This window comes from Luteibacter sp. HA06, assembly GCF_054061215.1.
The window spans coordinates 3908576-3924566 of the sequence record NZ_JBSSDZ010000001.1; the positions used below are offsets into that span (position 1 = coordinate 3908576).

13 protein-coding genes are annotated in these 15991 nt (G+C 65.7%); all 13 read right to left on the bottom strand.

Going from position 1 to position 15991, the window contains the following annotated elements; genetic code table 11:
* Window positions 1-176 precede the first annotated feature (176 nt).
* Window positions 177-4112: a YhdP family protein gene (locus ACVWWJ_RS18035; RefSeq protein WP_456968962.1), complete on the bottom strand. Its 3936-nt coding sequence runs from the start codon at window positions 4110-4112 to the stop codon at window positions 177-179.
* A gap of 27 nt (window positions 4113-4139) precedes the next feature.
* Window positions 4140-5627, bottom strand: coding sequence for a ribonuclease G (gene rng / locus ACVWWJ_RS18040; protein WP_159896008.1), 1488 nt, complete (start codon window positions 5625-5627; stop codon window positions 4140-4142).
* A 54-nt stretch (window positions 5628-5681) separates the two neighbouring features.
* The gene (locus ACVWWJ_RS18045; protein WP_456968963.1) at window positions 5682-6239 is read right to left on the bottom strand and encodes a Maf family protein; all 558 of its coding nucleotides are present in this window, start codon (window positions 6237-6239) and stop codon (window positions 5682-5684) included.
* A 10-nt stretch (window positions 6240-6249) separates the two neighbouring features.
* The gene (rlmH, locus tag ACVWWJ_RS18050) at window positions 6250-6720 is read right to left on the bottom strand and encodes a 23S rRNA (pseudouridine(1915)-N(3))-methyltransferase RlmH (protein ID WP_456968965.1); all 471 of its coding nucleotides are present in this window, start codon (window positions 6718-6720) and stop codon (window positions 6250-6252) included.
* Window positions 6721-6727: 7 nt separating this feature from the next.
* Window positions 6728-7120 (bottom strand): ribosome silencing factor, encoded by a 393-nt coding sequence (rsfS, locus tag ACVWWJ_RS18055; protein ID WP_063573123.1) that lies wholly within the window; start codon window positions 7118-7120, stop codon window positions 6728-6730.
* Window positions 7121-7338: 218 nt separating this feature from the next.
* Complete coding sequence (gene nadD, locus ACVWWJ_RS18060) at window positions 7339-7989, bottom strand: nicotinate-nucleotide adenylyltransferase (RefSeq protein WP_456968966.1); 651 nt, start codon at window positions 7987-7989, stop codon at window positions 7339-7341.
* Window positions 7986-8996, bottom strand: coding sequence for a DNA polymerase III subunit delta (gene holA, locus ACVWWJ_RS18065; protein ID WP_456968967.1), 1011 nt, complete (start codon window positions 8994-8996; stop codon window positions 7986-7988). Before holA ends, nadD begins: the two co-directional genes overlap by 4 nt.
* A gap of 12 nt (window positions 8997-9008) precedes the next feature.
* Window positions 9009-9551, bottom strand: a complete 543-nt coding sequence (locus ACVWWJ_RS18070) for an LPS-assembly lipoprotein LptE (RefSeq protein ID WP_456968968.1) — start codon at window positions 9549-9551, stop codon at window positions 9009-9011.
* A gap of 2 nt (window positions 9552-9553) precedes the next feature.
* The gene (leuS, locus tag ACVWWJ_RS18075) at window positions 9554-12301 is read right to left on the bottom strand and encodes a leucine--tRNA ligase (protein WP_456968969.1); all 2748 of its coding nucleotides are present in this window, start codon (window positions 12299-12301) and stop codon (window positions 9554-9556) included.
* 103 nt (window positions 12302-12404) lie between these two features.
* Entirely contained in the window at window positions 12405-12995 is a 591-nt protein-coding gene (locus tag ACVWWJ_RS18080) for a PqiC family protein (protein ID WP_456968970.1), read from the bottom strand.
* On the bottom strand, window positions 12992-14674 hold the full coding sequence (locus tag ACVWWJ_RS18085; protein WP_159895992.1) for an MlaD family protein: 1683 nt from the start codon (window positions 14672-14674) through the stop codon (window positions 12992-12994). Before ACVWWJ_RS18085 ends, ACVWWJ_RS18080 begins: the two co-directional genes overlap by 4 nt.
* Window positions 14671-15291 carry a paraquat-inducible protein A gene (locus ACVWWJ_RS18090; RefSeq protein ID WP_456968971.1) on the bottom strand — a complete coding sequence of 207 codons (621 nt, stop codon included), beginning with the start codon at window positions 15289-15291 and terminating at the stop codon, window positions 14671-14673. Before ACVWWJ_RS18090 ends, ACVWWJ_RS18085 begins: the two co-directional genes overlap by 4 nt.
* Window positions 15288-15923 (bottom strand): paraquat-inducible protein A, encoded by a 636-nt coding sequence (locus ACVWWJ_RS18095; protein ID WP_200851939.1) that lies wholly within the window; start codon window positions 15921-15923, stop codon window positions 15288-15290. Before ACVWWJ_RS18095 ends, ACVWWJ_RS18090 begins: the two co-directional genes overlap by 4 nt.
* Between the last annotated feature and the right edge of the window lie 68 nt (window positions 15924-15991).

Genomic DNA, 15991 nt, shown 5'->3' on the forward strand with positions numbered 1-15991 from the left:
AGTAACGAGCTACGATATTATTCACAAGGCAGGCTTCGGGCTGTCGGTGATCGCAGTCGCGCGGTGCCGGGAGGCAGCTTCGCGCTGGCGGGGGCTCGCTCTGCAACGGAGGCATCGCCGATGGTTCGGCTCCTACAGGAGCGGAAGCGTGGCTCCTACGGTTTTTCGCCGTCGGGTCAGAGCAAGGGGGCGGTGGGGGGAGTGCCTTTTTCTATCGGGGTGAAGATGGGTTTTTCCCACGTGCCGGTGACGTGGTAGCGCTTGCCGGCGGCCCGGTTGAGGCCGTGACCCAGGATGCCCTGGACGGCGAGGCCGGCCGCAGCGCCGACGGGTCCGCCGGCGATGGCACCGACGATCGGCAGGCTGCTGCCGAGGTGGGGTACCACGAGCACTTCCTGGTCGTAGTCGTGGGTCTTGAGTCCGGTACGGCCGGTGATGGTGATCTCGGCGGCGGGGCCGCGGATCTTGAGGTTCTGTGTGCTCGCATCGCCATTGGCGAAGCGGAAATCACCGGTGATCGAATCGAAACCAAAACCCTTGCCGACCACGTCGCCAAAGTCGAGTGCGAGGCGACGCGGCAGTTCAGTGACCGAGACGAGGCTGAAGAGACGACCGACGCCGGGCTGCACCTCGAGGATGCGGCCGTTGGCAACGTCCACCTTGAGCGTGCCGTCCATGTTTGCCAGCGCTAGGGCTGACGGACCGCCCGGCCACACCGCGTCGAGTTTCGCCGACGTGCGCCCACCCTGGAAAATACCGACGAAGCCGAGCGCGTCGAGCATGCGAGCGACGTCTTCCGAGGCGAAGTCCATGGTCAGGTGCGTGCGGCTGCGTTTCTCGTCGCCATTCCAGTCACCGGAGGCGGTGATCTGCACGTTCTTCGACTGCGCACGCAGCTGGTCGATGTGCATGCCTTCGTCCGTGGGCCAGGTCTCCAGCCGTGCCTCGCCGAGCTTCGCCTTGCCCAGGCGCATGTCACTCACCTGCAGATGCAGGGGCGGCAGGCTGGCCGGGGCGACGCCCGCCTCATTCGCGTCCGGCGGGTTCTTCGTCGCGGCAGCGGAAGCCACGGCGCCACTAGCCGAACCGCTGGCTGTCGTAGTCGATGCCGCACTGGCACTGCCGGACGCCGTGGCCTTGTCTTCGGCCTTCAACGTCGTGGACGCCACGGTCGCAGCGGCGCCAGCGGCTGCCTTACCTTTCTTCGTCGCATCCGCTGTGTCGTCCGCGGCAGGCCACCACAAGCGGTCCATGCGCGCGGTGATGCCACGACGACGCATGTCGTCGTTGGGAACGGTAAGTTGACCGGCCATGGCGTCGCTATCGACGCGCAGGGAGAGATCCTTCGGGCCGGGTCGCGCCACGATGTGCATGTTGGAAAAATGCTGGCCGAACACTTCGCCGTCGTCCGTACCGATGTCCAGCCCACTCAGGCCAGGACCACCGCTGCCGCTGGCAGACATGCCAACCACGTATTGCACCCATCCGGAAACATCGAGTTTCGACGCGTGGCCGCCAATGAGATAACCCTGCGCCGGCATAGCCGTCGGCACGGTGGATCCGAGGTTGAACGCGGCAGCGATCGGGGCCTTGTCGCTGGGCAGGCGCAGACGGCCGCGCACGACGTCACCAAGAGCGAGGTCCAGACGTGCACCGTCCACGGGAAGCCCCACGCGCAGGGACAAAGGCTCCGCGGGCGCGGCTGCCTTCTTGACTGGTGTAGGCAGGAGAAGCTCGACACCGCGAAGGTCCGAATCCACCGTCAATGCCTGGGTTGTCGCGTCACCCTGCCCTGTCTTCGAAAGGACATAACCGACACGGAAATTGCCGCGACCCTTGGCGGTATCGCCGAGCCACTTCAGGTTCTCGTAGTCGGAAACCATTTCATCGACGGTGAAGGCTCCCGTGATCGATGCATCGATCACCTTTGACGGATCCCCCGTCGCACCCGCGATGGCGAGGTCGAGGTCGGCAGGCTGGCCGTGGAACGAGGTTTTCAGGTTGCTGGCAGTGAAGCCTTTCGCGTCGAAGCTCATCGGCCCGGTGATCTTGTCCAGGCGCAGCTTCCATTCATTGGCGACGAGGTCAGCATCTTTCAGCGTGGCCTTGCCATCGAGCGTCACGTCGCGCGCATTAGCCAGCGGCATGAGCAGGTTGAAACCGAACTCGCCCGTGCCACCCAGCTTCAGCTTGTCGATCGACTCGCGGCTGTTGCTGGCAATGGGGCTGTTCTTGATGAAGTCGAGGAAGCTGTTGCCGGTTCCCGCGCCACTGATCTTGAGGTCGAGGATGCCCTCGGCGAAATCGGGAATCGCAGCGGTCGCGGAACTGACGGCGTTGCCGAGCGAGTGGCCCTCGGTGGCTTCGATGTACATGCCGTTGTCGATGAAACTGGCGACCGCCGAGAGCCCTTCGGCGCGTGGCCAGCCCGTGCCGTACTCCAGCACGGTGTCATCGATGACCGCGCGACCCTCGAAGCGTCCTTCCTGGTTACGGAACGGCCAGTCGCGAAGATTGCCGCGCACCACGGCAGAACCGCTTTCGATGTGGCCGGAAACCAATCCGCGGTTGAGCCAGTTCTGCGACCCCTCGGACATCGAGTGCGGCCAGAACAGCTTCGCCGCGGGTACGTCGCCGGGTCCGAGAGCGACATACATATCCATGAAGGGGCCGGTGTCCGCGCCGGGCAAGACGAATTCGCCGCGCGCCTGCCCACCGAAGCCCTCACCCTGAAAATCCACCGGGTCGGCACCGATGTGCCAGTCGTCGCCGTCCTTGTAGACGGCAATATCGCCGCCCAGCATGGACATCACCAAAGGCTTTCGGAACACACCTGTGAAGTCCAGCGTCGTGGCCTGTCTCGGCAGGCTGAGCGCGAGTGCCTGCTCGTCGCCGAAGACTTCGCCGTCGAGCTTCGACACGCCCGGGAGCTTGCCGATCGCGTTGATGCCCAGGCCAGCGAATGTGGCGTGCACGTAGCGGAGGCCGTCCGTGGAATCCCAGTCGGCACGCACGTCGTTGAGTCGCCCGCGTGGCTGGCCATCCGCGAGCCATTGCGCCAGCCCGGGAGACACCTGCGGCGCGAGCCCGGCCCAGGGCAAGAGCGGCCCGAGATTGATCCGGCGCGCGACGACCGTGCCGTTGCTGCGATCGCCTTGCACATGGTTGACGAAGGCGACGTCGCCGCCATCCGCGTCCGCCCAGTCGATGCGCTGGCCATCCGCGGTGCGATGCATGTCGACGATGCCGTGCAAGCCTGGCGTACGCACCGTGCGCGCCGGGCCACGCACCGCGAGCTCGTCGAAGTCCAGACGCGTTGTCGTGCGCACGACCTGTCCGTCCCGCCAGTCAAGCCACGATTCAAACCCGCCCTTGCCGCCGGCCAGGACATAGCCACCGGCGTTGAAGTCAGCGCTGAGAGCGGCCAGGTCGAGGTTGCTTCCCTTGACGTAGACGCGGCCATTCGAGCCGTCGGCGGCAAACCGCCCCGCGGCCGTAAGCAGGCCGCCGACGTTTTCGCGACGCAAGGTGCCGCCCACACGCACCGCCTGCCCTTGCAGGCTGATACGCAGCTGGTCGGCAATGAGCCCGTAGCTGCGATGCGTGGTGTCGTCGGCGATATCCAGGTGAAGATTGCTCAGCCAGAGGTCGGCGGAGAGATTGCCGAACGAGACCTTCTGCGTGCCGCCTCCGGCACCGAAGCCGTCAATGCTCCATCGGCCGTCGGCCGCGCGATGCAAACCCATGCGCAGGTCACGCAGGCGCAGGTTGAGCAGGTGGCGCGACGGCAGCACGAAGGCGCCGAAGTCCAGCTTCACGGCGGCCTGGGGCAGGCGCAATGCGTCTCCGCCTTCGGTCGGCGCGATGGTCATGTCACGCATCACGAACAGCGGGCCCGACGGACGCCAGAAACCTTCGAGCGAACCAAAATGCACCGGCTTGCCGAGTTTCTTGCTCAGCAAGGCGGCAACACGATCGGGATAGTGGGCGGCCAGCGGCAACAACAGCTGACCGACCGCCATGACCAGGGCGAGCGCCACCAGCACGCTCGCGACCAGACCCAGAAGGAAGAACCGCAGGCGTCGTGCGCGATGGCGCCAGCCGGGACTCACCGGCTCACGTTCCGGCAGATGCCGGCGTCAGAGAAGCACGACATCAAACTGTTCCTGCGAGTAGTGCTCTTCCGCCTGGAAACGGATGCTCTTGGCGATGAATTCTTCCAGCTCGGCCACGGCAGCGGATTCCTCCTCGAGAATGCGGCCGACGACCTTGGGGCTGGCCATGACCAGCAGCTTCTGCGCATTGAACTGGCGGACGGCGCGGGTGATCTCGCGGAAGATTTCGTAGATCACCGTTTCCGCGGTCTTGAGCGCGCCACGGCCGCTGCACGCGGGGCACGGTTCGCAAAGCTGGCGCTCGAGGCTTTCGGTCGTGCGCTTGCGGGTCATCTCGACCAGACCCAGCGCCGACATCGGGTAGACCGTCGTCTTGGCGTGGTCTTTCTGCAGGCCCTTCTCGAGCATGCGCAGCACCTGGCGCTTGTGCTCGTCATCCACCATGTCGATGAAGTCGATGATGATGATGCCGCCCAGGTTACGCAGCCGCAATTGGCGCGCCGCGGCCTGCGCCGCCTCCAGGTTGGTGCGGTACACGGTTTCTTCGAGGTTGCGGCTGCCGAGGTAGCCACCCGTGTTCACATCGACGGTCGTCATTGCTTCGGTCTGGTCAACGATAAGGTAGCCGCCGGACTTCAGCGGAACTTCCTTGCGCAGGGCGCGCTGGATTTCGTCCTCCACGCCGTAGAGATCGAAGATCGGTCGCTCGCCTGCATAGTGTTCGATGCGGTCGGACAGCACCGGCATGAACTTCTGCACGAATTTGACGGTTTTCTCGTAGGTTTCGCGTGAATCGACGCGCACTTTTTCGATGCCGTCGTTCAACGAATCGCGCAGCGAGCGCAGCGGCAACGAGAGCTCCTCGTACACGCGTTCGCCCATCTTCGCTTTCTGGATGTTTTCCTGGACCACGCGCCAGACCTTGCTCAGGTAGGTCACGTCGAAAGCGAGCGACTCCTCGGACTGCCCTTCCGCGTTGGTGCGAACGATATAGCCCAGTGGGTTCTCACCGATCAGCGGTGTGATGATGTCCTTCAACCGTTGCCGCTCGGATTCTTCCTCAATGCGCACGGAAACGCCCAGCGTCCGTGAGTGCGGCAGCAGGACGAGGTAGCGCGACGGAATCGAAAGATGCGTGGAAAGGCGGGCGCCCTTGCTGCCGATGGGGTCCTTGACCACCTGGACCACGATTTCCTGGCCTTCGTGGACGAGTTCACTGATCGGCGGCACGGGACCGTGGCCATTCGACTTGCCTTCGGCGGGCGCGTCAGTGGGTGGAAGCGGCGCGCGAACGATATCGGAGGCGTGCAGGAACGCGGCGCGATCGAGACCGATCTCGACGAACACGGCCTGCATGCCGGGCATGACGCGCTGCACGCGGCCCTTGTACACGTTGCCGACGTAGCCGCGCTTCGATGCGCGCTCGACGTGGACCTCCTGCAGCATGCCATTTTCGACAACGGCCACCCGCGTCTCACGCGGCGTGACATTGATCAGGATTTCCTCGCTCACACCAGCCCCTATCCTTAAGTCATCGCGCTTTATAGCCCGCGCGAAGACAACATGTCACTGACTCCTGAGGAGTCGGGAAGTTTCGTGGAGCGGCAGGCCCATGACGCCTGAATAGCTGCCGGAAAGGTGTTCGATGAAAGCCGCAGCGCGACCCTGGATGGCGTAGGCCCCGGCTTTGCCGAAGCATTCGCCGCTGGCTACATAGTCGTCTATCTGGGCCGTGTCGAGTGAGGCAAATCGCACGATGGACACCGAAAGCGCCTGTCGCTCGCCTTTTCCATCGATAAGCCAGATCGCCGAGACGACACGGTGCTCGCGGCCCGACAGACGGGCGAGCATCGCGGTGGCGTCGGCAGCGTCCCGTGGCTTGCCGAATACCTCGTCGCCGAGCACGACTTCGGTATCCGCGCCGATCACACGGGCACCGTGCTCGCTTGCGACCATGGCGTAGCCCGCCCGGGCCTTGTCCAGGGCCACCCGCAACACGTAGGCATCGGGCGCCTCGCCCGGCGTCCGGATCTCTTCCACGTCGACGTCGAGCACACGCGGGACCTCGCCGATCTGGCCAAGGAGTTCCCGCCGGCGCGGCGATTGCGAAGCCAGGTAGAGCACGGCGTGTCCTTCAGGCGCGATGATAGGGATGGCCGGCCACCAGCGTGGTAGCGCGATAGAGCTGTTCGGCGAGTACGAGGCGCACCAGCATGTGCGGCAGCGTCAGCGGACCCAGCGACCAGCGCTGGTCGGCGCGCGCGAGCACGTCCGGCGCATGGCCGTCGGGGCCGCCGATGAGGAAGGCGATATCGCGACCGCCCATCCGCCATTGCTCGAGCTGCTGGGCAAGTTCCTCGCTGGACCACGTCTTGCCGCGCCCGTCGAGGGCGACCACGTGTATGTCCCGGGGAAGCGATGCGAGGATGGCTGCGCCTTCGTCGAGCGTGGCGCGCACATCATCACGCCCCTTGCCGCGGACGCCAGGCTTGATCTCGATGAGTTCGAGCGGGAGTTCGTGCGAAAGGCGCTTGCGGTACTCGGCAAAGCCTTCCGCCACCCAGGCCGGCATGCGTTCGCCGACGGCAATGAGTCGAGCCCGCACAGCGGGCTCAGTCGTTGGCGGCTTCGAAGCCGTCGTCGCCCACGGTCCACAGGCGTTCGAGGCCGTAGAACTCGCGGATGCGGGGCATCATCACGTGGACGATGATGTCGCCGAGGTCGACCAGAACCCACTCGGCTTCGGTCTGCCCTTCGACGCCGAGCGGCATCACGCCCGCCTGCTTGGCGAACTTGATGACTTCGTCGGCGATCGACTTGACGTGACGGGCTGAGGTGCCCGACGCGATGAAAAGGATGTCGGCGATGGAGGTCTTGCCACGAACGTCGATTTCGCGGACGTCCTTGGCCTTGAGGTCTTCGAGCGCGGCGACGACGCGCTGGCGCAGGAGCTCGTTGCTGACGGCGGACTTGCCCTTGGCCTTGCGGGATGCGGTCGAACTCAAGATGCGAAAACCTCATGCGGCGGAATGCCGGCTTCGAGGGCAGTATAACCCCCGGCAAGCCGGGGCGCGTCAAATGCCTGGGCAGGTATTGGGGCCAGGGGGGGATGGTAGGCAGAGCATCGCCGCTGAAGCGGCTCCCACAAGGAGCAGCCCCGGTCCTGTGGGAGCCGCGTCAGCGGCGATGTGGGAGCCGCTTCAGCGGCGATGTGGGGGCCGCTTCAGCGGCGATCGGCCCCAAGCGCCCGATACGGCGCCAGCAGCGCCTCATCCTCAAAACAGGCCGACGGCAGCAGGAACCGCGGCTCGTGCCCCGCCGCGAACGCCTCGCGGATCGCCGTAGCGGCGATATCCAGCGGCGTGATGGCGATGTCCACCACCGACCCGGCCGCCCCGCGAACCCGCTCGGCACGTCGCCCGGCGATGAAAGCCGCCAGCTCGCCGGACGGCGCGTGGCTCACGCCGGGACGAGTCAGCACCCCCACGTGGGCGAAGTCGAACAGTTCGCGCCAACGATGCCAGGACGCCAACCCGGCGAAGGCATCCGCCCCCACCAGGAGCACCAGCGGGCGATGGGGCCCCATGTCCGCCCGCAACGAAGCGACGGTATCCACCGTATAGGACGGCCCATCGCGGTCCAGCTCGCGGGTATCGATGGACAACCGGTCCTGGCCCGCCAGCGCCGCCCGCAGCAGGGCTACACGGCCCGCCGCATCCGCGACCGGCGGCGGCCGGTGTGGTGGCGTTCGTGCAGGGACCATGCGGACCTCGGCATCGAGCGCCTCCGCGGCTTCCCACGCGGCGCGCAGGTGGCCGTGATGAATCGGGTCGAAGGTACCGCCGAGGATGGCGAGCGGACGCGCCTCGCTCATCCGAAGGCCGCCGCGGCACGCGGCTCGGCAATGGCGGCGATCAGCCGCTCGGCCTCGAGCCAGGGATTGCCCTGCTCACGACCCTTGGCCATGCGATCGATCCGTGCCGCACGGGCCAGGCAGGCCAGCCAGTGTTCGCGCGGCGCGCGGCGCAGTGCCTTGCGAAAAAGCTGCTCGCGGGCCGGCCACAGCCGCTCCACCTTGGCCTGCGCGGCGAAATCGCGCGCATTGGCTAGGCGCAGCGCCAATTGCAGTTGGTTGACCAGCCAGCCCATCAGGGCGATCAGCTCATCGCCCTCGGAGCGCAGGCCGGCAAGGATACGCAGGGCACGCCCGCCCTCCCCGGCAAACGCGGCGTCGGTGAGTTTGAAGGCATCGAAGCGTGCGCTGTCGGCCACCAGGCCTTCCAGCATCGACGCGTCGAGCCGCTGGTCGCCAGCGAGGACGACCAGCTTGTCGATTTCCTGGGCAGCGGCGAGCAGGTTGCCTTCGACCCTCTCGGCCAGCATGGCCACGGCGTCCGGACTGGCCTTGACGCCGCGCGAGGTAAGCCGTGCGCCGACCCACTGTGTCCATTCGTTCGGCCGCGGCGCGTTGAACACCACCTGGATGCCGCCGGCGTCGACGTTCTTCGTCCACACCGCCTCGTGCTTGGTGCTCCACTCGGTGGCGGTGATCAGCAGAGTGGTATCGGGCGGCGGATTGCCCACGAATTCGCTGATCGCCGCACTGCCATCCTTGCCCGCGCGACCGCCCGCGAGGCGCAGGTCGAGCAGGCGCTGGGTCGCAAACAGCGAGAGGCCGGCGGACGAACGGGCGAGATCGTCCCAGTCGAAACGGCTATCCGCTTCGAGGACTTCGCGCTCGCTGTAGCCCAGGCGGCGCGCCATGGCGCGCACGGCGTCCGCTGCCTCGAGCACCAGCAGTTCCTCACCGGCAAGCAGGTACACCGGCGCCATGCGGTCGCCAGCAAGGTGCTTCTGCCACTGGCCGGGACTCATCGGCACCGTCGGGCTTCCTCAGGTACCGCTGGTTGGCGTGGGCGCAGCTGCGGGATGCGCGCCAGCCGCCTGCAGGCGGAACAGGATCGACTGGACCATGTCGCCGATCAGGCTGCGCTGCAGCTCCTCGGTCTGGCTGGCGGTGCCGATGGTGTTCGTCGCGTCGTAGCTGAACTCGCGGGACATATCGACCGACTGCGGCGGGATGATGATCGTGCCGTCGCCCGCCTTCGCATAGAAGTCGACGTGGTAGCGCACCGCGTATTCGGTCACGCGTGCCGTGCCGCTCACGGTGAGCGAGTCGGTACGGAAGGTGTTCGAGCTGATGACCAGGTCGGCGGCATCGACCGCGGCGTGGTCGACGATCTCGACGTCCGAGTTCGCCAGCGCGCGGGTGAGCTGGCGCTCGAGGCCGCCACCGGACGCCACCGTGAGGTGGATCTTCTTCATGCCCGGCGGTAGTGCCGCCGTCTGCCGCAGATGGAAACCGCAGGCGCTGACCAGCGCGACGGCAACGAGGACCAGGGCGGTACGCAGCGAACGGGAGAGGTTCGGGCTCATGGTTATCCTGCGACGATGTTGACGATCTTGCCGGGCACGACGATCACCTTGCGCACGGTCTGGCCTTCGAGGATACGTGCCACGGCAGGCTCGGCGCGCGCCATGGCTTCCGCGTCGTCCTTCGAGGCCGACGCCGGCACCTCGATGGTAGCGCGAAGTTTGCCGTTGACCTGCACCGCATAGGTGAGCGAGTCGCGAACCAGGGCGGCTGGATCAACGACCGGCCAGCCGGCGTCCTCCAGCAGCGTCTCGCCATGGCCAAGTACCTGCCACAGGGTATGCGCGATATGCGGCGTAAACGGATTGATCAGCTGGACCACCGCGGTGAACGCTTCCTGGCGCAGGGCGGCACCCTGGGCGCTGGCATCGTCGAACTTCGCCAGCGCGTTGAGCAGTTCCATCAGCGCGGCGATGGCCGTGTTGAAGGACTGGCGGCGACCGATATCGTCGGTGACCTTCTGGATGGTTTCGTGGAGCTGACGGCGCAGCGCCTTCCGCGCGCCTTCAGCGGACGGGTTCTCGCCCGTCGCGGAAGCGACAGCCTCGGCGTGCGCCGACACGTCGCGCCACAGGCGACGCAGGAAGCGCGCCATGCCTTCGACGCCGGCTTCGTTCCATTCCAGCGACTGGTCCGGCGGCGCGGCGAACATCGAGAACAGGCGCACGGTATCGGCGCCGTATTTGTCGACCATGGACTGCGGGTCGACACCGTTGTTCTTGGACTTGGCCATCTTCTCGATGCCGCCAATCTCCACTGGCTTACCATCGCTGCGCAGCACCGCACCGACGATGCGCGCGCGCTCGTCGCGCTGCACGTCCACGTCGGCCGGGTTGAACCAGGTGAGCGACCCGTTGGCTTCCTTACGGAAGTACGTCTCGGCAATCACCATGCCCTGGCAGAGCAGGTTGGTCGCCGGCTCGTCGCTGTTCACCAGCCCTTCGTCACGCATGAGCTTGTGATAGAAGCGGAAATAAAGCAGGTGAAGGATGGCGTGCTCGATGCCACCGATATACTGGTCGACCGGCGTCCAGTAGTTCGCGCGCTCATCCACCTGCGCGTTCGCACCGGGGCTGGTGTAACGGGCGTAGTACCAGCTCGACTCCATGAAGGTGTCGAAGGTGTCGGTCTCACGCTCAGCGGGGCCACCACACGACGGACACGTGGTCTTGCGCCACTCGGGGTCGGCCTTGATCGGCGACTGCACGCCGGAGAACGCGACGTCCTCGGGCAACACGACCGGCAACTGGTCTTCCGGGACCGGCACGGCTTCGCACTTGGGGCAGTAGATGACGGGGATCGGGCAACCCCAATAACGCTGACGGCTCACGCCCCAGTCGCGGATACGCCAGTTGACCCGGCGCTCGCCACGTCCCGCCGCGATCAGCGCGAGCGAAATCGCGTCGAAGGCCGCCTTGAATTCCAGGCCATCGAACTGCCCCGAATTGATCAGGGTGCCGTACTCGGTGTAGGCGCCGGCGTTCTGGATATCGGACTCGAAGGTCTTGATCGTCTCGACAGCGGATGACGACTGGTAAGCGTCGGACGAACCGCCCTCCAGCGCGTTCTGCACCGCGTCGCCACCGTCGGTCGCGAGGTCGCGACGGAGCTCCGCGACGGCGTCGACGACACCGCGATCGACCACGACCATCTTGATCGGCAGCGAATACTTCTGGGCGAACTCCCAGTCGCGCTGGTCGTGGCCCGGCACCGCCATGACGGCGCCCGTGCCGTAGCCCATCAGCACGAAGTTGGCGACCCAGACGGGCACCTTTTCACCGGTGAGCGGATGCGTGGCATCGACACCCGTGTAGTACCCGCGCTTTTCCTGGGTTTCCAGCTCGGCTTCGGAGACGCCGCCGGTCTTGCAGCTCTCGATGAAGTCGGTAAGACCCGGGTTGCCTGCTGCTGCCCGCGTCGCGATGGGATGCTCGGCGGCCACCGCCACGTACGACACGCCCATGAGGGTGTCCGGGCGCGTGGTGAACACGGTCAGCGGCTCGGCTTCGCCATCCACATCGAAGTGGATTTCCAGGCCTTCGGAGCGTCCCAGCCAGTTGCGCTGCATGGTCTTGACCGCATCGGGCCAGCCCGGCAGCGTATCCAGGCCGTCGAGGAGTTCCTGTGCGTAGGCGGTGATCTTGAGGAACCACTGCGGGATCTCGCGTTTTTCAACGACCGCACCCGAGCGCCAGCCCTTGCCGTCGATGACCTGCTCGTTGGCCAGCACGGTCTGGTCGACCGGGTCCCAGTTGACGACGCTGTTCTTGCGGTACACCAGGCCTTTCTTCATCAGCCGGGTGAACATCTGCTGTTCCCACTGGTAGTACTCGGGACGGCAGGTGGTGACCTCGCGGGTCCAGTCGTAGGCGAACCCCATGCGCTTGAGCTGCTCGCGCATGTGCTCGATGTTCTTGTAGGTCCACTTCGCCGGCGCGGTGTTGTTCTTGATCGCCGCGTTTTCGGCAGGCAGGCCGAAAGCGTCCCAGCCCATGGGCTGCAACACGTTCTTGCCCTGCTGGCGCTGGAAACGGCTGATCACGTCGCCGATGGTGTAGTTACGGACATGACCCATGTGCAGGGCGCCCGAGGGGTACGGCAGCATCGAGAGGCAGTAGAACTTCGGCTTGGTCGCGTCCTCGGTCACCTCGAACGCGCGGGTGGCGTTCCAGAAGTGCTGCGCGGCGGTCTCGACGGCGTCAGGGGCGTAACCGCCCTGTTCGCGCGTGCCCTGGTCTTGGGTGTCCTGCATGGTGTTGGGTACCGGTGGGGTGCTCACAATCGCGGGAGACTATCCCACGACAGGGGGTTAGGCAAAGCAAGGTGCCGTGTCGGGGATGGCCCCCACAGGATTTCTATTGGCAGGTGGACTGGCCGGCGGCTACCGCCCGGACGGCCGCAGCCACCTGGTCGGCGACCTGACCGATGGCCCGCTGATGGGCTTCGACAAGGCTGTCGTAGGACGAGCCAGCCGGCTCGCTGGCCCGCGAGGCGCAGGCGGCGCCAGCCGTTTCGCCGGAACGGACCGACCAGCTGGCCTCCAGGGTGGCGTTGCCGCCCACCTCGGAGTCGAAACGGCGTACGTCCAGCTGCACGCGGACGACCTTGTCGCTCTTGGCGTGCGGCAGGCCGTGCACGTCGTGCGTGCCCAGGCGAGTGGACAGGTCAGCTACCAGGGCGCCGCGAATTTCGTCGCCGAGCGGCGAGGCCCAGCGCTCGCCGTCCAGAACGGAGACCCCGGTAGCGCCGTGACGCAGGACCAGTGACGGCTGGTCCACCTGCGCCGGCACGCCGACGGCCTGCACGTCGATTACGAAGGGCGCCGCGACCGACCCCATCGGGGCCGATGATGGCACCAGGGTGTGAAAGTGTGTCGGCGACGAGGAGCAGGCGGCGAGCGCGGCGAGCAGGCTGGCGGCGCCGACAAGGCGGAGTGTCTGGATCATGGCTGTACGTCCTTGCCCTGCTTCGGGGTCGCCGGCGTCGAAACCGGCGGCGCGGCGTCGGCACCACGGCCGCGCAGCAGCGCCTCGGGATGACGACCGAGGTAGTCGGTGAATGCGCGAACCGAGCGCACGGTGCGCTGCAGCTCCTCGAGGGTATTGCCGATGTTCTGCTGGAGCGGGGAATCCTCCGACAGGGCATCGTTGGCCGTGCCGACCGTCTTGTTCACGCCTTGCAGCGTGCGCTTGGCTTCCGGCAACAGCTCGGTGTTGACCTGCTTCAGCGTGCCATTGAGTTCATGCAGGCTGCCATCGAGGTTCTTGCCGATCGAGTCGAACGGAATCTTCTCGATCTTGTCGACGATGCTGGCGATCTGTTCCTGCAGGTGATCGAAGTCACCCGGCGTGGTCGGGATCTCGAACGGGCGGGCATTCTCGTTGAACGCCACCTTCTTCGCCTTCGGATCGAAGTCGAGTGCGATGTAGAGCTGGCCGGTGAGCAGGTTGCCATTGCGGGCCTGTGCACGCAGACCGTGGGCAACGAGGCCGCTCATGATCTTCGGCATCTCGGAGTCGTCGGTGCCGCCGGAGAGTTTTGCCAGCTTGTCGTGGGCCTGGCCCAGACGGTCCGGATACACCACCGCACCGACGATGACCGGGAAGGTCTGCGTCTTTGCGTCGTAGTCCAGGTTGACCGACACCACGCGACCGAATTTCACGCCAAGGAACTCGACCGGGGCGTCCACGGCGAGGCCACGCAACGAGTGCTCGAAGCGCATGCGGATATAGCGCGGCTTGCCGTCGGGTGGCGAGATGGCCGTGGCCTGGTCGTTGAACAGGCTGAACTCTTTCATTTCCGGCGCAGGGGTTTCGTCGTGCGGACCCGGCGCGTCCTGGAAGGCCACGCCGCCGGCGATCACCGTGGCGAGCGACTGCGTATTGAGCTTGAGACCGTCGGCTCCCAGCGATACGTCCACGCCACTGGCATTCCAGAAGCGCGCATCCTGATGAACGAAGCGATCGTTCGGGCCGTCGACGAACAGCTGCAGCGACACGCCCTTGCCGTCCTTGTCCAGCTCATAGGAAACGATGCGACCGACCTGGATGCGCCGGTAATAGACAGGCGACCCGATATCGAGCGAACCCAGATCGCTGGCGTGCAGCACGAAGCGGCGACCGGGCGCACCATGCGTCACCGCGGGCGGCGTTTCAAGGCCGGTGAAGTCGTTCTGCTCTTCGTCGGAATCGCCGGCGTCCGCACCGATGAAGGCGCCGGACAACAGGGTATCGATACCCGATACACCGCTCGCACCGATGCGCGGGCGAACCACCCAGTAGCGCGTGTTCTTGGTCGCGAACGCCGCAGCGTCCTTTTCCAGGTCGATCACCACGGAGATGTGCGTGCGGTCTTTCGACAGGCGCATGGTGGTGACCTTGCCGATCACCACGTTCTTGTACTTGACCTGGGTCTTGTTGGCTTCGATGCCTTCGGCCGTGAGGAAGGTCACCGTGATCTTCGGGCCGGCCGAGGTGAAGTGCGTCACCAGCAGCGAGATACCCACCAGTGCGGCGATGATCGGCACCAGCCAGATGAGCGAGAAGCCGAGCTTCGACTTGCGCACCTCCGGTTGTGGCAGGTCGTCGTCCTGCGGCGGCGTGTTTCCTTGGTTGGTGTCGCTCATTGCGATTTCCTGTTGTCCCAGATCAGACGGGGATCGAAGCTCATGGCCGAAAGCATCGTCAGTACGACGACTACGCCGAAATAGACCACGCCGGGCAAGGGCTCGACGCGGCTGAGAATCTGGAAGTGGACGAGGGCGGAGAGGATCGCCACCACGAACACGTCGAGCATGGACCAGTAGCCGATCAGCTCGACGAAGCGGTAGAGCCGCGCACGCTGCTTCGAAACCAACCCGCTCGACCGCTGCACGGATACCAGCAGCACGGTCATGATGATGAACTTCAGCATGGGTACCACGATACTCGCCGTGAAGACGATCGCCGCCAGGCCCGGGGAACCGGCGCGCCAGAGCTCGAAGATGCCGCTGAGGATGGTGTTGTCATCCTTCGAGGAAAGGCTCTGCGTGCGCATGATCGGAAACACGTTGGCCGGTATGTAGAACATCGCCGCGGCCAGCAGCAGCGCCCACGAGCGCGCGATGCTGCCCTGCTTGCGCGCATGCAGCGCGCTATGGCAGCGCGGGCAATGCGCGTGGGGATCGTCGCTATAGGCCGTGACCAGGCGGCACACATGGCAGGACATCATGCCCAGTTCCCGGGCGCGCGGCGGCGTGCTCATGCTTTCGCATCCCGGGTGACATCCCACAAATGACGTGCGTCGTGACTGGAGAACACGGTGATCAGGACGGTCAGGAAGCCGTAGGCCCAGATGCCCGCCCCGGGCACCACGTCGAAATACGTGTGCGCCTTGACCACGGCCACCAGTGTCCCGAGCATGAAGACCTCGATCATGCTCCAGGGCTTGACCCGCACCAGAGCCGTCATGGCCTGGGCGAAACCGGGGGCGCGGCGAGCATCGCGGGCATACCAGAGCACCCAGCAGAAAATGACCAGCTGGCTAAGCGGGAAGACGAACAAGGTCAGTGCCGTGAGTGCTGCCACGAGCTGCGCACCGTCATTCCACATGGCGATGACCGCTCCCCAAAGCGTGGTGTCCTCCGCCATGCCCGAGAGCTTCAGGGTGACGATGGGAGAGACATTGGCAATGACGAACACGATCAGGGCGGCGACGATCAGCGCGAACTGTCCGTCCACACCGATCCACTGGTGGCGCTCCAGCACGGCGCCGCATACGGTGCAGTCCGCCACCTGCCCACGCGACAGCTTCCGCTTCTGGTAGACGGAGTCGCAATGCTCGCAGATGATCAGGTTGTGGGCGTGGTGCATGCCGTCCCGGCGGTTCAGGGCCAAGGTGGCCTACCCGCCTATGATCGCAAATCCGCGTAAACGGCGCATGACGGGCCGCGTAGGATCCGTCC